Here is a 17,327-nt window from a genome sequence, read left to right as displayed (position 1 = left end):
AGGCCGCTGATGACAAATGCACAAGCGACACCGGTCCTCGAATTGACCGGCATCGGCAAGGAGTTCGGCGCGATCCGCGCGCTGCATGAAGTCGACATGCAAGTCCTCCCCGGCGAGGTCGTCGGCCTGATGGGCGACAACGGCGCGGGCAAGTCGACGCTGGTCAAGATCATCGCCGGCAATTTCCGCCCCAGCCACGGCGAAATCCGTTTCGCCGGCAGCGCGGTTCATTTCAACCGGCCCGTCGATGCCCGGGGCGTCGGCATCGAGGTGGTCTATCAGGACCTTGCGCTCGCCGACAATCTCACCGCGGCAGCCAACGTCTTTCTCGGCCGCGAGCTGAAGCGCAGGATCGGGCCGTTCGCGTTGCTAGACCACAAGGCGATGGCTGCGCGTGCGCTGGAGCTGTTCGGCGAGCTGCGCTCGGAGACGCGCCCCGACGACCTCGTCAAGCAGATGTCGGGCGGCCAGCGCCAGGCGGTTGCGATCGCGCGGACGCGGCTCTCCAACGCGAAGCTGGTCATGATGGACGAGCCCACGGCCGCGATCTCGGTCCGTCAGGTCGAGCAGGTGCTCGGCCTGATCCACCGGCTGAAGGAGCAGGGCGTTGCCGTGATGCTGATCTCGCATCGCATGCCCGACGTGTTCGCGGTGTGCGATCGCGTCATCGTCATGCGCCGCGGCGAAAAGCGGGCCGACAAGCCCATCCACCAGACCTCCCCCGAGGAAGTCACCGCCCTGATCACCGGCGCGAAGGAGGCGGCGTGATGGCCATGCCCATGGAATCCCCGATCACCTTCTCGAATGTCGGCAAGATCAGATGGTGGCAGCGCGGCATCTTCGCGTCCCAGACCGGCTATGTCCTGCTCGCGCTGGCAGTGCTGCTGGTGGTCATGCATTTCGCCAGCCCGTACTTCTTCACCGAAGGCAACATGCAGAACGTGGCGAAGAATTTCTCCTTCATCGCCATTGCGACGCTCGGCGTCACCTTCGTGATCATCACCGGCGGCATCGATCTGTCGGTGGGCTCGATGATGTGCTTCTCCGCCATGGTCACCTCGATGGTGATGACCGAGCTCTCGGCGCCCGGCTCGGCCGCGGGCTCCCTGTTGGTGCACATGGCGGCCGACGGCAAGACGGTGCTCGCCAATGTCCCCGGCCTGATCCTGGTGGTCTCGCTCCTCGCCGGTCTCGGCGTCGCGCTGCTCGCCGGCCTCGTCAACGGCTTCTGCATCGCGGTGCTCGGGCTGTCGCCGTTCGTCACCACGCTCGGCATGCTCTCGATCGTGCGCGGGCTCGGCTATGTCGTCTCCAACGGACGCGGCAGCTTTCCGGGTGGGCCGGATGCCGATTATTTCTACGCGCTCACATCGGGCGACGTGCTCGGCGTGCCCGTGCCATTCATTTATCTGATCGTCCTCGCGCTGGCGATGGCCGTGGTGCTGCACCACAGCTCGTTCGGCCGTCACGTGTTCGCGCTCGGCGGCAACGAGAAGGCGGCCGAACTCACCGGCATCCCGGTCGTGCGGGTGAAGATCGAGGTCTATGTGATCTGCGCGCTCGCCGCAGGCCTCCAGGGCATCATCATCTCGGGCTGGCTTGGGTCGGCGCCGGCCAACATGGCGACGTCCTACGAGCTCAACGTGATCGCCGCGGCTGTCATCGGTGGCGCCAATCTCGCCGGCGGCATCGGTGGTCCGCTCGGCGCCATCGTCGGCTGCGTGCTGCTCGAGGTGATCCGCAACGGCCTCGTGCTCGCCCAGGTCAGCTCCTACTGGCAGCAGACGCTGGTGGGCGTGATCATCATCCTGGCCGTATTGGTCGACCGCATCCGCTCGCGGATGATCTGAAACGAAATCGTTCCGGGACGGCAACGAAAATGCCGCCTGTCCGCTTCCCGGACGATCTCAAGAGGACAGGCGCCAAAGAAGGGTGGAGGAGACGATGAGGAAATATCTTCTTGCCGGCATCGCCGTCGCGATGATGGCTACGCCGGCGTTTGCCGCAAACTACCGGTTCGTGATCGTGCCCAAGGCGATGAACAATCCGTTCTTCGACTTCGCGCGCGACGGCTGCCTGAAGCGCGCCAAGGAGCTCGGCAATATCGAGTGCATCTACAAGGGGCCGGTCGAGCACGAGCCGGCGACGCAGGCCCAGATCATCCAGGACTTCGTCACCCAGAAGGTCGACGGCCTCGCCATTTCGGTTGCCGACGTCGCGGCGATGACCAAGTCGATCGACGCGGCGACCGCGGCCGGCATCCCCGTCATCACCTTCGACGCCGATGCGCCCGGCGCCAAGCGCATCGCCTATATCGGCACCAACAACAAGGAGTTCGGCGTGGCCCTCGGCAAGCAGCTCCTGAAGCTGCGGCCCGACGGCGGCAAATACGCCATGGTCTCGGGTGGCCCCGGCGCCAAGAACCTCGCCGAACGCGTCGACGGCGTCCGCGAGGCGTTGAAGGGCTCGAAATGGACCGAGGTCGCGGGCTCTCCCACGTTCTGCAACGACGATCCCGCGCTGGCGGTTCAGCAGATGACTGACATGCGCACCGCGACGCCCGACCTCGCCGCGATCGTTCCCATCGGCGGCTGGCCGATGTTCGCCCCCGAAGGCTTCAAGGCCTTCGCGTCCAGGTACAAGAAGGATATCGATTCCGGCAAGTTCACGCTCGTCGTCGCCGATACGCTGAAAATGCAGCTCGAGCTGTTGCGCGATGGCTACGCCAATGCGCTGGTCGGCCAGCGTCCGTTCGAGATGGGCGAGAAGGCGATGGACACGCTGCTCGCCATCAAGAAGGGCGAGAAGGTGCCGGAGATCGTCTATACCGGCCTCGATCTCGTCACCAAGGACAACGTTGCGCAGATGTTGAAGTAGGAGCGTCGCCAGCCCCGCGCTCCTGCGTGCCTCTCCCGCTTGCGGTTTTCGCAAGCGGGAGAGATGATTTGGCTGTTGGGGAAGACCGTTGAGGCAATGGGAATGAAAAGGTCGCGGCTCGGCTCTCTCGATGTCACCTCACTCGGCCTCGGTTCCGCCCCGCTCGGCGGATTGTTCACCCCCGTCAGCGATGCCGATGCGGAAGCGACGATCGCCCGCGCCTGGTCGCTCGGAATCCGCTTCTTCGACACCGCGCCGCTCTACGGCTTTGGCCTCGCGGAGCGACGCTTGGGCGCATTCCTGCGGCAACAGCCGCGTGATTCCTACGCGATCTCGACCAAGGTCGGTCGTCTGCTGCGTGCGCCCGATGGCGCTGCTGCCGAGGACGAGCATTACAAGGACACGCCGCGCGAGCGGCCGGTGTTCGATTTCAGTTATGACGGCGTGATGCGATCGGTGGAGGAAAGCCTGACGCGGCTTGGGCTCGACCGCGTCGATGTCCTGCTCGTGCATGATCCCGACGATCACTACGACGACGCCGTCGCCGGCGCCTTCCGCGCGCTCCAGCGCCTGCGCACGGAGGGAACCGTCAAGGCGATCGGTGCGGGCATGAACCAGTCGGGCATGCTGGTCCGGTTCGCAGAGGCCGTTCCGGTCGACTGCTTCCTGCTCGCGGGCCGCTACACGCTGCTCGACCAGGGCGCGCTGAATGCGCTATTCCCGGTCTGCGCCGCGAAGAACATCGGCATCCTGCTCGGCGGCATCTACAACAGCGGCATCCTGGCCAATCCGCACACGGGCGCGAAGTTCAACTATCAGGACGCCGATGCGGCCCTCGTCGCCCGTGCGCTGGCGCTCGACGAGCTCTGCCGCAAGCACGGCACCGAGCTAAAAGCCGCCGCGCTGCAGTTCTGCATGGCCCATCCGGCGGTCACGGTCGCCGTGATGGGCGCACGCAACGCCGCGGAAGTTGCCGACAACATCGCGATGTCGGAGATGGCGGTGCCGGCGGCGTTCTGGCAGGAGCTGCGTGCGCGAAAACTCGTCGATGCCCGGGCGCCATTGCCGGGCGGAGCGTAAGGCATGATCGTCGACGGCCACCAGCATTTCTGGGATCCCGCGCGCGCCGACTATCCCTGGATGGACGCGCCCGAGCTCACGCCGATCCGGCGTGCCTTCGGTCCGGCCGATCTCGAGCCGCTTTTGAGCGCGAATGGCATCGACGCGAGCATCCTGGTGCAGTGCCGCTCCGCCCTGGCGGAGACCGAGGAATTCTTGGCGACCGCGCATGCGACGCAATCGGTGATCGGCGTCATCGGCTGGGCCGATCTGACCGATGCTGAACTTGGCGAGACGCTGGACCGGCTGCGTGCTTCGCCCGGCGGCGACAAGCTGGTCGGCATCCGCCACCAGGTCCATGACGAGGCCGACCCGGATTGGTTGTTGCGCGAGGACGTTCAGCGCGGCCTCACGGCCGTGTTCGCGCACGATCTCGCCTACGATTTCCTGGTCCGCACCCGCGAGCTGCCGGCCGCGATTGCAACCGCACAAGCCTTCCCGCAGGCGCGCTTCGTGCTCGACCACGCAGCCAAGCCGCCGATCGCCGATGGCGGAAGCAACGAATGGTCCAATGGCATCGCGGCACTCGCGGCCTGCGGCAATGTCTGGTGCAAGGTCTCGGGGCTGGCGACGGAAGCGGTGTGGAACGACTGGAATGCGGAGCGCCTGTTTCCGTTCGTCGCGCACGCCGCGACATGCTTTGGCGAAGATCGCCTGATCTTCGGCTCGGACTGGCCGGTATGTTTGCTCGCGGGGAGCTATGGTGAGATCAAGGGCGCGCTGGAAGCGTGCCTGATGAAGCTCGGGCTGCAGGTGCGGGAGAAGGCGTTTGGCGTGAATGCCAAGGCTGCGTATCGGCTGGCGGTTGGTTGAACCCGCCAGCGCGTGTCGCTCAGTGTTCTCCCCCAAACACCCGATCCAGCGCCGCATCGTACGTCGTCTGCACCAGCTCCGGATGCAACTTCGCCAGCGTCTCCATCATCACGCCGGAATTGATCTCGAGCACACGCCAGACACCGTCGACGTGCACGAGATCGATGGAGGCGAAGGTGATGCCGATGGCATTGGCGGCGTCGATGGCGAGCTTTGCGCAGGCTGCGCGTAGATCGCCGTCCCGCATCAGCACGGGCTTTGCGCCCGCATCGAGATTGTGCCGCCAATCCGGGCCACGCTGCTTGCTGTAGACGACGAGTGGCACATCATCGAGCAGGACCACGCGTACTTCGTCCTCGATCACGACATAGGGCGAGATCACGAGACCGGCGCTCATCGAAAAGGCCTCGCCAACCGCGTGATCGAGCTCCGTTTCCGTCGTGACGTTGAAGACCGATCGTCCCGACGTCCCCTCGTTCGGCTTCACCACCACGCCTTGCGGATTGTCGTGAAGCAGCGCCAGCATTGCCTCTCGCCAGGCGACGCCGACAACCTTCTCGCCCAACTTCGGGTTGAGGAAGAGATGATGCGGAATGCAGGGCACGCCCTCGAGCGCCAGCACCTCGGCGGTGGCCGATTTGTCGTTGGCCAGGCGGTGCGCGATGGCGCTGTTGAGGCCGATGTCGTAGCCGAACGCGAAGCGGCGCTGCTCGCCCCGGCGCATCGCGAGCAGCCAGCCATCGGCGCGGACATCGAGCGCGATGCCATGGGTTGCGCAATAGCGCTTGATCGCCTGCACGAAGATCCGCTCGCCGCTCGCCATCTGTCAGTCGCCAGTCCCAGTCGCCAGTTCCAGTTGGCGCCAAAAGCCGCAAAAATGCGGGAAAACGCGCCAAACCGGAGTGAAATCAGAGCTATTCTTAATGAAATTCTCGAGAGCGGCACGGAAATTAAGTGCTGTATTCGAGCCCCGGAGGGAAAAGAAATTGCCCTCGGCGCGCGCCGGACAGCAGATCCATTAATGATGTGACCATTTCCGCCGCAAATGCCGGTTTGACCGGCATCAATTGCATCCGGAACGAGGTTGATTATTGGTCTCAATGGCGTAGATCACACTCGCGAAATCCTCCGCCATGGCAATGGTGTCCGCCCCGCTTTCAGGGGCCGGGCAGCGCTTTTGCCCTAAAACCACAATTATTCGGAATATCGAAAATCATGAGCGCGTTTTACCGAGAGAAGGTTCTTTCCGTCCAGCACTGGACCGACACCCTGTTCAGCTTTCGCGCCACCCGCGATTCCGGCTTCCGCTTCCAGAACGGCCAGTTCGCGATGATCGGCCTCGAGGTTGAGGGCCGCCCGCTGCTCCGCGCCTACAGCATGGCGAGCGCCAATCACGAGGAAGAGCTCGAGTTCTTCTCGATCAAGGTTCAGGACGGCCCGCTGACGTCGCGCTTGCAGAAGATCAAGGAAGGCGACACCATCCTGGTCGGCCGCAAGGCGACCGGCACGCTGATCACCGACAATCTCATTCCCGGCAAGCGGCTGATGCTGCTCTCGACCGGCACGGGCCTGGCGCCCTTCGCCAGCCTGATCAAGGACCCCGAGGTTTACGACCAGTTCGACAGCATCGTGCTGGTGCATGGCTGCCGTCAGGTTTCCGAGCTCGCCTATGGCGAGAAGCTCGTCGCCGGTCTTCGCGAGGACGAGCTGTTCGGCGAGTTGCTCGCGGACAAGCTCATCTACTACCCGACCGTGACCCGCGAGCCGTTCAAGAACCGCGGCCGCATCACCGACCTCATCAGCTCCGAGCAGATCTTCAAGGATATCGGCCAGGGTCCACTCGACATCGCGACCGACCGCATCATGATGTGCGGCAGCCCGGCGATGCTCGAAGAGCTGAAACTGATGTTCGAGGGCCGCGACTTCGTCGAGGGCTCCGGCAACAAGCCCGGCCATTTCGTGATCGAAAAGGCGTTCGTCGAGCGGTAGGCCCTCTCGTGTCGTCCTGGCAAAAGCCAGGACCCATACCCGCCGAATGAAGTTTGGCGAAGGCTGGTCGTTGTCAGTCTTCGAATCCGCCACGCTTAGGGGTCATCGCTTTCGCCAGGACGACGGCTGTGGGTAAAGCGTTTTGACCGGTTAGTGCCCCGGGCCTCCCCACCAGCCTCTGCTGCACCGCAAAAGCCCGCCCATCGGGCTGATTGATTTGTCCCCGCCGAATTCGCTAGCGTGAAACAACCGCCGCGTCATATCCGTATGACAGGCGCGGGCGTATCGTACCGCCTCATGCTGGCGAGAGGATGGGAATCGTGGCCGACGAGAATAAGACGCAGGAATCCCCCAACTTGTCGCCCAAACGGCTGCCGCTGGCGGAAGAGGGGATCATGGAGACCCTGCTGCTGCCATTCTCCCCACGGTTCATCGTCCTGACGATCTGCGCGGTGGTCACCGCGCTGCTGATCGGCATCGGCATCGCCGACCGCAAGATTTTCGACATCCTGCTGATCCCGATCCTGATCTTCGGCGCGCTGACGGCTCTTGGCGTCCGCGACCTCATGCAGAAAGGCCATGCCGTTCTGCGCAACTACCCGATCTCGGCCCATATCCGTTTTTTGCTCGAAGAGATACGGCCGGAGATGCGGCAGTACTTCTTCGAGAGCGAGAAGGACGGCATGCCGTTCTCGCGCGACATCCGTGCGGTGGTCTATCAGCGCGCCAAGATGCAGCTCGACAAGCGTCCGTTCGGCACCCAGGAGGACGTCTACCGCCAGGGTTATGAGTGGATGCATCACTCGGTCTCGCCGAAGACGCATGCCGAGGAGAAATTCCGCGTCACCATCGGCGGGCCGGATTGCGCCAAGCCGTATTCGGCTTCGGTGTTCAACATCTCCGCGATGAGTTTTGGCGCGCTCAGCCCGAACGCCGTGCGCGCGCTGAATGCCGGCGCCAAGAAGGGCGGCTTCGCGCACGACACCGGCGAGGGCGGCTTCAGCCCCTATCACGCGGAGATGGGTGGCGACATCATCTGGGAGATCGGTTCGGGCTATTTCGGCTGCCGTCATCTCGACGGCACCTTCGATTCCGAAGCCTTCGCGCGCGTCGCGCGCCAGGACCAGATCAAGATGGTCGAGCTCAAGATCAGCCAGGGCGCCAAGCCCGGTCATGGCGGCGTGCTGCCGGCGGCGAAAGTCTCGGAGGAGATTTCCAAGATCCGCGGGGTCGCCATGGGCGAGGATTGCATCTCGCCGGCCTCGCATCGCGCCTTCTCGACGCCTGTTGGCATGATGCAGTTCATCGGCGAGATGCGAAAGCTCTCCGGCGGCAAGCCGACCGGCTTCAAACTGTGCATCGGCCATCCCTGGGAATTTTTGGCAATCTGCAAGGCGATGATCGAGACCGGCATCTATCCCGACTTCATCGTCGTCGACGGCAACGAGGGCGGCACCGGCGCCGCGCCACTGGAGTTCATGGACCATCTGGGCATGCCGATGCGCGAAGGCGTCAGTTTCGTCCACAACGCCCTGATCGGCATCAACGCGCGCGACCGCATCAAGATCGGCGCTTCCGGCAAGATCGCCACCGCCTTCGACATGGCGCGCGCCATGTCGATCGGCGCGGACTACTGCAATTCTGCGCGCGGCTTCATGTTCTCGCTGGGCTGCATCCAGTCGCTGAGCTGCCACACCGACCGCTGCCCGACCGGCGTCGCGACCCAGGACCCGACGCGGGCGCGCGCGCTCTATGTGCCGCTCAAGATCGACCGTGTGCACAATTATCACCTTGCGACGCTGCACTCGCTGACCGAGCTGATCGCCGCGGCCGGTCTCGAACATCCGCAGCAGCTGCGCCCGATCCATTTCTCCCAGCGCACCTCGACGACGGACGTGAGATCCTTCGCGCAGCTTTATCCGTCGCTGCGCCCGGGCGAACTGCTCGAAGGCACCGAAGACCCGCGCTTCCGCGATGCCTGGCGGATGGCGCGGACGGAGACGTTCCAGCCGCTGTAGGCGCCGGTGCACTTGCAAGGCCGCAGGCCCCCGCGCGCAAAAGGCATCGCGACGAGGGCTGCGTTTAACGTTTGGTTCAACTTTGGGTGTAGATTGTTCCGATGGACGAGCGGCGCGACAAGGCAAGGCATCGCGTGCTGAAGGCCGGAACGATCGAGTTCGGCGGCGGCGGCGCGATCGACTGCACGGTCCGCAACCTGTCCGATACCGGCGCCGCGCTCGACGTCAGCAGTCCCGTCGGCATCCCCGACCATTTCAGCCTGTTCGTCCAGGCCGACGGAACACATCTCGCCTGCATCGTGATCTGGCGCAAGGAAAAGCGGATCGGGGTGAGGTTCGGGTGAGGGTCTAGAGTTTTGCGCAAGCTCTAACCACAAACTCCGCCGTCGTCCCGGACAAGCGCCAGCGCAGATCCGGGACCCATACCGCGTGATCTGTCGATCATGCGCAGACAGCAGTACCGAGCAACTACCGCGTTCGCCAAACTCAATCCTGTGGCTATGGGTCCCGGATCTGCGCTCCGCTTCGCTGCGCTTGTCCGGGACGACGAGAGTGGCTCACCCCGTCTCTACTTCGCTCCGCCGGCTCGCGAGAATCTTGTCGATCCTCCGTCCGTCGAGATCGACCACCTCGATGTGCCAGTCGCCGAAGTCGAAGGCGTCGCCGACATCAGGCAGCACGTTGAATTGTTGCAGCACGAGGCCGGCGACTGTGTTGTAGCGGTGCGGCGGCAGTTCGATGCCGAGCAGCTCGCCGAATTCGTCGACCGGCATCCAGCCCGAGACCAGCAGCGAATCGTCCGCGCGCTTGACGTAGGCCGGTTCCGGCGGGCCTTCCTCGGAATGGAAGGCGCCGACGATGGATTCCAGAATGTCAGCCGTCGTCACGATGCCTTCGAAGGCGCCGTATTCGTCGTAGACGAGGCCGACATGCACCGGCGCAGCCTTCAGGATCGCCAGCACGTCGCGGGCATCGGCAGACGCCGGAATGCCGGGCGCCTCGCGAACCAGCACGCGCAAATCCGGCGTGCGCTCGTTCATGAAGGCGACCAGCAGGTCCTTGGCCTGGAGCACGCCGATCGGCTTGTCGCGGTCGCCGTCGGAGACGGGAAAGCGCGAATGCGGACTCTTGGCGATGGTCGCTTGAATGCTCTCCGGCGTATCGTTCAGGTCGATCTCGTTGACCTCCGTGCGCGGCGTCATGATCGCGCCGACCGGCCGGTCGCCGAGCCGCATCACGCCCGCGATCATTTCCTTTTCACCCGACTCGAGCACGCCCGCGCTTTCGGCTTCGCTGACGAGATGATGGATTTCGTCTTCCGAGACCTTCTCTTCGGACTTGCCGCCGTGGCCGAGCAGCGTGAGGATCAGCTTGCCGGAGAGATCGAGCAGGAAGACCAGCGGCAGCGAGACCTTCGCAAGCACGTGCATCGCGGGTGCAACCCTGACCGCGATGCTCTCGGGATCGCGCAGCGCCACCTGCTTGGGCACCAGTTCGCCGACGATCAGGGTGGCGTAGGTGATGAGCGTGACAACCAGGCCCACTCCGACGATGTCGGCAATTCCTGCGGACAGGCCGAGCTCGAGCAGCCATTGCGTCAGCCGCTGTCCGAGCGTCGCGCCCGAGAACGCGCCGGAGAGGACGCCGACCAGCGTGATCCCGATCTGCACCGTCGAGAGGAATTTGCCCGGATCAGCCGCGAGCGTCAGTGCCCGCTCGGCGCCGCGGACCCCCTTGGCGGCGAGCATCGACAGCCGGGCCGGGCGTGACGAGACCACGGCCAGCTCGGACATGGACAGCAAGCCGTTGATGACGATCAGGACGACGACGATGGCGAGTTCGGCGGAGAGCATTGATGTTCCGAGGTAAGGGAGTGTGGCGCGGATGGCGGCACCGGCCTTGATATAGGTATTCGGGGGAGAAATGCCGACGATTCTGTCGCATCCGGCATCGCCAGGGAACTTCGGCGACACCGTCCGGAAGGCACTCGAAGCCCAATACCCCGCGGAACTACGGGCATGCCGTTGCTTAACGGGCTCTTAGCGGCAACCGGCTAAGTTTTCGGCATTTGCAGGAATCTATTCGGGGGATCAGATGCGGATCGGGAAGCTCTTTGCGCTGTCGATGCTGACGGTGACGGTGTTTGCAGTCGTCCTTGGCGCCGAGGTGCTGATACCCCAGGCGCGTATCTTCGCGAACCGCTCCGACGCGATCAAGACGGTCGACGCCTTTGGTGCGACCCTGACGGTCAGTCAGCACATTGCCAGCCTTCGTGCCCCCTACATCTCCCCGATTTTCCAGGAGAACGCTGCGACGCAGGTCCAGATCGAAGCCGCCGCGAAGGCTGCGAAGGCGGCCGATGCCGCATTCGAGGGGGCAAGGCGCGCCATCATGGTGCTGGATGATTCCGGAGCGATGATCGAAAACCTGGACCGTACCGCGCGGCGGCTCAAGGATATCACCACGGCGGCAGATCGCGCGATGAGCGTTCCGCTGGCGACACGCGACAGCGCTGCGATCAAGGGCTTCCTGCCGGGCGTTGCCGAGGTCATCGGCAATATCGAGCCGATCATGAACCGGCTCGAAGCGAAGGTTATCAATGCCGATTCTTCGCTTGCGGCGCTGTTGGGCCTGGCGCGAACGGCGCAGGATCTGCGCGTCTCGGCCGGCAGTCGCGCCGCCTCGCTGTCGCCGGCGCTGAGCGCGCGCCGACCGCTCACGGCGACCGAATTCTCGCTGATGGATCGGATGCAGGGACGCGTCGAGGCCGACCGCGAACGCATCGAGGCCGGTATCGACCAGCTCGGAAGTCCGCCCCGCATCGCCACCGCGCTCAAGGCGGCGACGGATTCTTATTTCGGGAAGGCAGCCGCTGCCGTGGACAAGGAGATGCCCGCGGCTCGTGGCGACGGCAAATACGGCATCAACGCCGAAGAGCTGGCCAACGTCATCGTACCCGCCATCCAGATGTTCTACGGCGTGCGCGATGCCGCCCTGGCCGAAGCGGCCGAGCGCGCCTCGGCCGCGCGCGACGGCGCGCTTGCGATGCTCGCGCTCGCGGGCGTGGCGGTGCTGGCGCTGCTGGGGACACTCGGTGGCGTGACCATGATGCTGCGCCGGCGCGTGGTGACGCCGCTGAGCCGGCTCGCGGACGTGATCGCAACGCTTGCCGCCGGACAGCACGAGGTCGAGATTCCCGTGACGGGCCGCGATGACGAGATCAGCCAGGTGGCGGGCTCGCTCCAGCATTTCAAGGAGTCGCTCTCCGCCAAGAAGGCCGCCGACGAGGCCGCCGCGGTGGAAGCCGAGGCGAAGCTTCAGCGCAGCCAACGCATGGACCAGATCGCGCGCGATTTCGAAGCGTTGATCGGCGACGTCATCAACACGGTGTCGTCGGCATCGTCGGAGCTGGAAGTGTCGGCGGGAACGCTGACGAGCACCGCCGATCAATCGGAAAAGGTCACCGCGACCGTCGCGGCCGCCTCCGAGCAGGCCTCCACCAACGTGCAGACCGTCGCCGCAGCGGCGGAGGAAATGGCGTCCTCGGTCGACGAGATCGGCCGGCAGGTCCAGGACTCCGCGCGCGTGGCCAGCGAAGCGGTGCAGCAGGCAGCCCGGACCAACGACCATGTCGGCGAGCTCGCCAAGGCTGCCGGACGGATCGGCGACGTGGTCGAGCTGATCAGTCAGATCGCGGGCCAGACCAATCTTCTGGCACTCAATGCCACGATCGAGGCGGCGCGCGCCGGCGAGGCCGGGCGCGGCTTCGCCGTGGTCGCCTCCGAGGTCAAGGCGCTGGCCGAGCAGACCGCCAAGGCCACCGGCGAGATCAGCCAGCAGATCACGGGAATCCAGAGCGCGACGGAGGATTCGGTCGGCGCCATCAAGTCGATCAGCGACACCATCACCCGCATGTCCGAGATCGCATCGGCGATCGCCTCCGCGGTCGAGGAGCAGGGCGCGGCGACGCGGGAGATTTCCCGCAACGTGCAGCAGGCGGCGCGCGGCACCCAACAGGTCTCCGCCAGCATCGTCGACGTGCAGCGCGGTGCGAGCCAGACCGGATCGGCCTCCTCCACCGTGCTCGCGTCAGCGAAGTCGCTCTCCGGCGAGAGCAGCCGACTCAAGGTCGAGGTCGGGAAGTTCCTGGACGCGATCAGGGCCGCGTAACAAGGTCATTGTGAAGGGAAGCGGCTTCACCTAGGCTTGCACCGCCGGGGATGTCGCAGCCTCCCCGTGAAGTGGTGATCCCACGCAAGCGCTGCTCGCTGACGTTTGGAGCGAGCAATGAACGGGATCACAATCGAGCTTGCCCTTTTCCTAATGGCCACCTTCGCCGGCGCGTTCGTGGCCGGCCTCTCCGGTTTTGCCTTCGGCCTCGTCGCGGCATCGCTGTGGCTTTACGTGCTGACGCCGCTTCAGAGCGCCAGCCTGATCGTCGGTTTTGGCCTCCTGGTGCAGGGCTACTCGGTCTGGAAGCTGCGCAGCGCGCTCGACTGGCGCCGGCTATGGCCCTTCATGATCGGTGCCGTCGTGGGCGTGCCGGTCGGCGTGTCACTCCTGACTTCGGCCGATCCCAAGAGCGTCCGCATCGCAGTTGGAGCGATCCTGATCGTCTACAGCCTCTATGCGTTCTTCAGGCCAAAACTCAAGGTCGCGACCATCGTGGCGCCGTCCGCCGACATGACCATTGGTTTCGTCAACGGCCTGCTGGGTGGATTGACCGGCCTTGCCGGCATCATCATCACCATCTGGTGCAATCTGCGCGGTCTGCCCAGGGACGTCCAGCGCGCCACGTTCCAGCCCGTCGCAGTCGTGGTGTTCGCCACGGCGGCACTCTTCCTGGGGGCCAAGGGAGCGTTGACGTTCGAGACCGCAAAGCTGTTCGCGCTCGGCCTGCCGTTTCTCTTTGCGGGAACGTGGCTCGGGCTGAAACTGTTCGGCCGCATCGACGAGGCCACGTTCCGCAAGATCGTGCTCGCGCTGCTGTTGGTCTCGGGCGTCGCGCTGCTGTTCTGAGCCGCGCTCAGAACTCGCCGTGCAGCCGTCCCGAGAATACCGACACCGGGCCGCGATCAGCGTTGTAGGCAGGGTTGACGATCAGCTGGTAGTCGGCGGTGAGGGTGAGACTCTTGTTCAGCGCGTAGGCGTAATAGGTTTCGAGGATCCGCTCGCGGCGATAGTTGAGCGCGCCATCGCCGATGAGAACACCGAGGCCGCCGGCGGCCAGGAAGTCGCGATAATCCTGCGAGATGGCATTGATGGCGCCACCGACGCCGACCACGTCATCGGGCCGGCCCCATTTCGTGCCCTTGATCGAAAGACCACCGGACAGGCTGCGGTGAATGTCGGTGAAGGCCAGCGTCTCGGTCTTGCCGTCATTCCAGCTCCAACGCCCGAACAGACCGACATCCTCGGTGATCGCCTGCTCGAGGTTGAGCACGTAGCCATACTTCAGACGGCCGCGCCGGGTCTGCGCAATGTCGAGGTTGAGCGCGGGATTGTTCAGCGTCTCGCGGAAGCTGCCCATATTGGCGCTGTCGAGCCAGCCTATGGTCCTGAGCTTGCCGGGCTGGCCGAGCAGCGAGAAGCGCGTTTCGAGCTCGAGCACGTACTGGCCGCGCTCGCCGACCCTGGTGTCGAAATGATTCGAATTGGACTCGGCGACCATCAGGAAGTAGCCGCCGCGCAACGCCCACTGCTTCTGGTTCAGCTCGGCGGTGACGCCGTAGGTGAGGCCAACCTTGTCGGCGGAATAGTCGAAGGCGCCTGGCGCCCACAGGGACCAGTTCATGAAGTCCTTGCGGGTGTCCTTGGCGTAGGCGTTGCCATCGAACACGTCGATCACCGGGAATTTGCCGGCCTGCACCGTGAGCCTGGAAACATCCACCTTCTGCCCGAGCTGCAACTGGCCGCTCGCGAGCTCTTCCTGCTCGCCGCCAAAGCCGAACGTCTGACGCACGAACAGGCGCGAGGTGTTGTAATGCGGATAGGGAAAGTTCGACTTCTGCGCTTCGCCATTCGGGAAGCCGGCGGCACCGACGGTGTCGTTCAGTCCAAATCCCTGCAGCAGTTCGGGATTGTAATAGACCTCACCTCCGTCCCACAGCTTTGCGTTCAGGAACAGGCTGTTGCTCCAGGTCGCCTTGGCCTGCCTTGATGGCGAGAGCGAATTCGGGCCGGTGTAGAGGGCGGGGAACGACGGATAGCCTTGCGGCAGATACGTGCTCTGTCCGTGGATCTCCCAGCGGTCCGATTCCGTGTCGATCAGCGAGCTCTTCGGGTTGTAGCTCGGCATGCCCGGCCAATCGACCTTGCGGTTGAGGCCGAGCCGGACCGACTGGAAGTCGAGCGATGACGAATTGTACTGAGCGCCGGTGGAGAAGGCGACATTGGCGCCGTCGAAGCGGCTGTAGAGATATTCGACCCGTGCGCTCCAATGCGGTGCGAAACCGTATTCGATGCCGCCACCCGCGATCCAGCCGGGCCGCGTGTTCAGGGTTTTCGGGACTGCTTCCCCTCCGGCCGGCGTGTCGAAATAGCGCTCACCCATCCAAGCAAAGCCGCCGGTGGCATAGACCAGCCATGGGCCACTGGTGTAGCCGACGCGGCCGCGCAGGCTGGCGGTGTAGTCCCATTGCTGCGTGACGGTGTTGGCGGGTGTCGCCAGGAAAGAAACGATCGAGTTGGAGGTGATGTAGTTCGGAAACGAAAAATCGCCTTCGACGCCGAGGAGCCAACCGGAATTGAGCCGGTAATTGTAGCCGGCCTGCACGCCGCCGATCATGCCGCTGAAGACGCCGCTGTCGTTGATCCCGGTGCCGTCGTTCAGCGCGAAGCGCGAGGAGCCGAGGCTGTAGCCGGCGTGCGCACCGATGTAGAGGCCGGTCCAGTCATAGACGGCCTTCAGCGCAGGTGCCTTCAGCGGCAGATCGGCCGCGCGGCTGGTGGCGGGCAAAGCCAAGACGCCCGTGGCAATCGCCGCGGCCGTCCGCAAATACCTGTAACGGTGACCCCTCAACGTCAAAACGCACGCCCCCAACGCGAATGTATCCACTCGCCGCACTATCCCTGCCGATTCGCGGCGACCCTGTCATCAGGCTTAGGCGCTCCGCGATCGGACCAGATGATCTCGATTCGGCGCGACTTCTTCCCAAGCCCCTGAGCCCGTTGCGAACCTTATTGCGATTAATTCGCAATAGCAACTGATGCGGATTGCCGCAGAGGAGGGTTCCTACGGCTGTGTGACGCGGCTGCAACATCGTTTGATGGGGCGGGGAAATCTGGGCCTGGCAATAGGGGGGCTGGCTCCTTGTTGGAGACCTATCCAGGACAGGGCAAATGCGAGAAGCCGGAAAGGTCGACGGTCGGCTAACGATCAGGCAGCTAGCAGCCGCGGCAGATGCCCTTGATCTTCTTGTTGAGCATCGCGTCATCCTTGCTCACTTGCTTGTCGACCGAGGAGGCATCCTTGATGGGCGGACTGCTCGTATCCTTGCTTGCCGGAACGATCGTATTCCACCGCTGCTGCCAAAGCTTCTCGCCGATCGTGCAGAGAACCCGCGGCTCCTTGTCGACAGACGGGGCAGTCGATCGCCTCGGAGTGAGGCCTGCGACCTCGAGCGCCAGCTTGGTCCGGATCGCCTCGTTGAAATTCTCGCGATCGGTGATCGGCACGACAAAAGAGCCTGGTCCGCCGATGACGCAATCCTCGTAGTACCAGTCGATGTGCTCGATATGGCTGATATCGGTCGTTCCGTTCGGCGTCGCATTGATCAAGACCGGCAGGCCGGTGATGACGATGCCCTGCTGCAACGCTGCGTCGCGCGCTGTGGCGACTGGATCGCCCACGTTGTTGGGACCGTCGCCCGAAATGTCGATGATCTGGCGCGAGCCACGGTATGGGTTCTGCTCGAACAGCGGCATGGCGAACTTGATCGCGCTCGAAATCGACGTGCGCGACCCGCGGAGGATTGGTGCCTTCATCAGTTCGTCTGCGAAAGCGTTGGCCGCTTCCGGTCCGTCGATCTGTCGCCAGGGGACGACTATCTTCTGGTCGTTCGTGGCTGACCATTCGAAATAGCTCAGCGCGATCTTGCCAATCGGGCCGCCCCGCAACGCCTGAAGAAATTCCCGCGAGACGATGGCTTTGGAAAAGCCGTCGCGTTGAGCTGCCAGGTCTTCCATTTCCATCGAGTAGGAAATATCGACCGCGATGACGAGTTCGACGTCCACGGCGGGCCGGCTGTCGCCCGGAGGCACTCCATGCGCCTGCGGCGCCGTCTCGGAAGATGCTTGCGTCGATGTCAGGATCGCAATCAGGATCGATCCAACCAAGACCCGCCAATTCACGCTCGCCCTCCAGCTACCCATTTACAGTCTGACACGCCAAACGTGCAATCGGAAGGGCAGTCTGGGTCAAGCCGTAGCAGAGCGGGGGGGGGGGGGGGGGGGGGGGGGGGGGGCGGGGGGGGGCGGGGCGGCGGGGGCGGGGGGGGGCCGCGGCGCGGG

At 64.4% G+C, this 17,327-nt stretch carries 14 protein-coding genes; 10 read left to right on the top strand and 4 right to left on the bottom strand.

The window, feature by feature from the left end:
- Positions 1 to 9 precede the first annotated feature (9 nt).
- From AC0L3C_RS28435 to AC0L3C_RS28415, 5 genes are all read left to right on the top strand, one after another.
- Entirely contained in the window at positions 10 to 768 is a 759-nt protein-coding gene (locus AC0L3C_RS28435) for an ATP-binding cassette domain-containing protein (protein ID WP_473265064.1), read from the top strand.
- On the top strand, positions 768 to 1,850 hold the full coding sequence (locus AC0L3C_RS28430; protein WP_473265065.1) for an ABC transporter permease: 1,083 nt from the start codon (positions 768 to 770) through the stop codon (positions 1,848 to 1,850). Before AC0L3C_RS28435 ends, AC0L3C_RS28430 begins: the two co-directional genes overlap by 1 nt.
- A 94-nt stretch (positions 1,851 to 1,944) precedes the next feature.
- Complete coding sequence (locus tag AC0L3C_RS28425) at positions 1,945 to 2,877, top strand: sugar-binding protein (RefSeq protein ID WP_027514400.1); 933 nt, start codon at positions 1,945 to 1,947, stop codon at positions 2,875 to 2,877.
- 102 nt (positions 2,878 to 2,979) lie between these two features.
- Positions 2,980 to 3,957: an aldo/keto reductase gene (locus tag AC0L3C_RS28420; RefSeq protein WP_473409564.1), complete on the top strand. Its 978-nt coding sequence runs from the start codon at positions 2,980 to 2,982 to the stop codon at positions 3,955 to 3,957.
- 3 nt (positions 3,958 to 3,960) lie between these two features.
- On the top strand, positions 3,961 to 4,809 hold the full coding sequence (locus AC0L3C_RS28415) for an amidohydrolase family protein (protein ID WP_473282099.1): 849 nt from the start codon (positions 3,961 to 3,963) through the stop codon (positions 4,807 to 4,809).
- 19 nt (positions 4,810 to 4,828) lie between these two features.
- On the opposite strand, the gene AC0L3C_RS28410 is transcribed toward AC0L3C_RS28415, so the two are convergent.
- Positions 4,829 to 5,632, bottom strand: coding sequence for an ATP-grasp domain-containing protein (locus AC0L3C_RS28410; protein ID WP_473409563.1), 804 nt, complete (start codon positions 5,630 to 5,632; stop codon positions 4,829 to 4,831).
- Between the two features lie 392 nt (positions 5,633 to 6,024).
- Here AC0L3C_RS28410 and AC0L3C_RS28405 point away from each other — a divergent pair, with 392 nt between their 5' ends.
- The 3 genes from AC0L3C_RS28405 (at position 6,025) to AC0L3C_RS28395 (ending at position 9,160) form a co-directional block, all read left to right on the top strand.
- Entirely contained in the window at positions 6,025 to 6,798 is a 774-nt protein-coding gene (locus AC0L3C_RS28405) for a ferredoxin--NADP reductase (RefSeq protein ID WP_473409562.1), read from the top strand.
- A 311-nt stretch (positions 6,799 to 7,109) separates the two neighbouring features.
- On the top strand, positions 7,110 to 8,816 hold the full coding sequence (locus AC0L3C_RS28400; protein ID WP_473409561.1) for an FMN-binding glutamate synthase family protein: 1,707 nt from the start codon (positions 7,110 to 7,112) through the stop codon (positions 8,814 to 8,816).
- 101 nt (positions 8,817 to 8,917) lie between these two features.
- Positions 8,918 to 9,160 (top strand): PilZ domain-containing protein, encoded by a 243-nt coding sequence (locus tag AC0L3C_RS28395; RefSeq protein WP_473265070.1) that lies wholly within the window; start codon positions 8,918 to 8,920, stop codon positions 9,158 to 9,160.
- 213 nt (positions 9,161 to 9,373) lie between these two features.
- On the opposite strand, the gene AC0L3C_RS28390 is transcribed toward AC0L3C_RS28395, so the two are convergent.
- Positions 9,374 to 10,669: a hemolysin family protein gene (locus AC0L3C_RS28390; protein WP_007604938.1), complete on the bottom strand. Its 1,296-nt coding sequence runs from the start codon at positions 10,667 to 10,669 to the stop codon at positions 9,374 to 9,376.
- 241 nt (positions 10,670 to 10,910) lie between these two features.
- On the opposite strand from AC0L3C_RS28390, the gene AC0L3C_RS28385 reads away from it, so the two are divergent.
- Positions 10,911 to 12,986, top strand: coding sequence for a methyl-accepting chemotaxis protein (locus AC0L3C_RS28385; RefSeq protein WP_473409560.1), 2,076 nt, complete (start codon positions 10,911 to 10,913; stop codon positions 12,984 to 12,986).
- A gap of 117 nt (positions 12,987 to 13,103) precedes the next feature.
- Entirely contained in the window at positions 13,104 to 13,835 is a 732-nt protein-coding gene (locus AC0L3C_RS28380) for a sulfite exporter TauE/SafE family protein (RefSeq protein ID WP_473409559.1), read from the top strand.
- Between the two features lie 7 nt (positions 13,836 to 13,842).
- On the opposite strand, the gene AC0L3C_RS28375 is transcribed toward AC0L3C_RS28380, so the two are convergent.
- A complete protein-coding gene (locus AC0L3C_RS28375; protein WP_473409558.1) occupies positions 13,843 to 15,813 on the bottom strand; it encodes a carbohydrate porin in 1,971 nt (656 codons plus the stop codon).
- 389 nt (positions 15,814 to 16,202) lie between these two features.
- Positions 16,203 to 17,168, bottom strand: coding sequence for a DUF1194 domain-containing protein (locus AC0L3C_RS28370; RefSeq protein WP_473409557.1), 966 nt, complete (start codon positions 17,166 to 17,168; stop codon positions 16,203 to 16,205).
- Positions 17,169 to 17,327 lie beyond the last annotated feature (159 nt).

Source organism: Bradyrhizobium sp. WSM4872, assembly GCF_055811715.1.
The sequence above is the reverse complement of the archived record's forward strand: the minus strand, read 5'-3'. Positions and strand labels throughout refer to the sequence as shown.

Excerpts from the sequence above, each read along its gene's own strand:
- AC0L3C_RS28435 (WP_473265064.1), top strand. The coding sequence starts at position 10 with ATGACAAATGCACAAGCGACACCGGTCCTCGAATTGACCGGCATCGGC.
- AC0L3C_RS28430 (WP_473265065.1), top strand. The coding sequence starts at position 768 with ATGGCCATGCCCATGGAATCCCCGATCACCTTCTCGAATGTCGGCAAG.
- AC0L3C_RS28425 (WP_027514400.1), top strand. The coding sequence starts at position 1,945 with ATGAGGAAATATCTTCTTGCCGGCATCGCCGTCGCGATGATGGCTACG.
- AC0L3C_RS28420 (WP_473409564.1), top strand. The coding sequence starts at position 2,980 with ATGAAAAGGTCGCGGCTCGGCTCTCTCGATGTCACCTCACTCGGCCTC.
- AC0L3C_RS28415 (WP_473282099.1), top strand. The coding sequence starts at position 3,961 with ATGATCGTCGACGGCCACCAGCATTTCTGGGATCCCGCGCGCGCCGAC.
- AC0L3C_RS28410 (WP_473409563.1), bottom strand. The coding sequence starts at position 5,632 with ATGGCGAGCGGCGAGCGGATCTTCGTGCAGGCGATCAAGCGCTATTGC.
- AC0L3C_RS28405 (WP_473409562.1), top strand. The coding sequence starts at position 6,025 with ATGAGCGCGTTTTACCGAGAGAAGGTTCTTTCCGTCCAGCACTGGACC.
- AC0L3C_RS28400 (WP_473409561.1), top strand. The coding sequence starts at position 7,110 with ATGGGAATCGTGGCCGACGAGAATAAGACGCAGGAATCCCCCAACTTG.
- AC0L3C_RS28395 (WP_473265070.1), top strand. The coding sequence starts at position 8,918 with ATGGACGAGCGGCGCGACAAGGCAAGGCATCGCGTGCTGAAGGCCGGA.
- AC0L3C_RS28390 (WP_007604938.1), bottom strand. The coding sequence starts at position 10,669 with ATGCTCTCCGCCGAACTCGCCATCGTCGTCGTCCTGATCGTCATCAAC.
- AC0L3C_RS28385 (WP_473409560.1), top strand. The coding sequence starts at position 10,911 with ATGCGGATCGGGAAGCTCTTTGCGCTGTCGATGCTGACGGTGACGGTG.
- AC0L3C_RS28380 (WP_473409559.1), top strand. The coding sequence starts at position 13,104 with ATGAACGGGATCACAATCGAGCTTGCCCTTTTCCTAATGGCCACCTTC.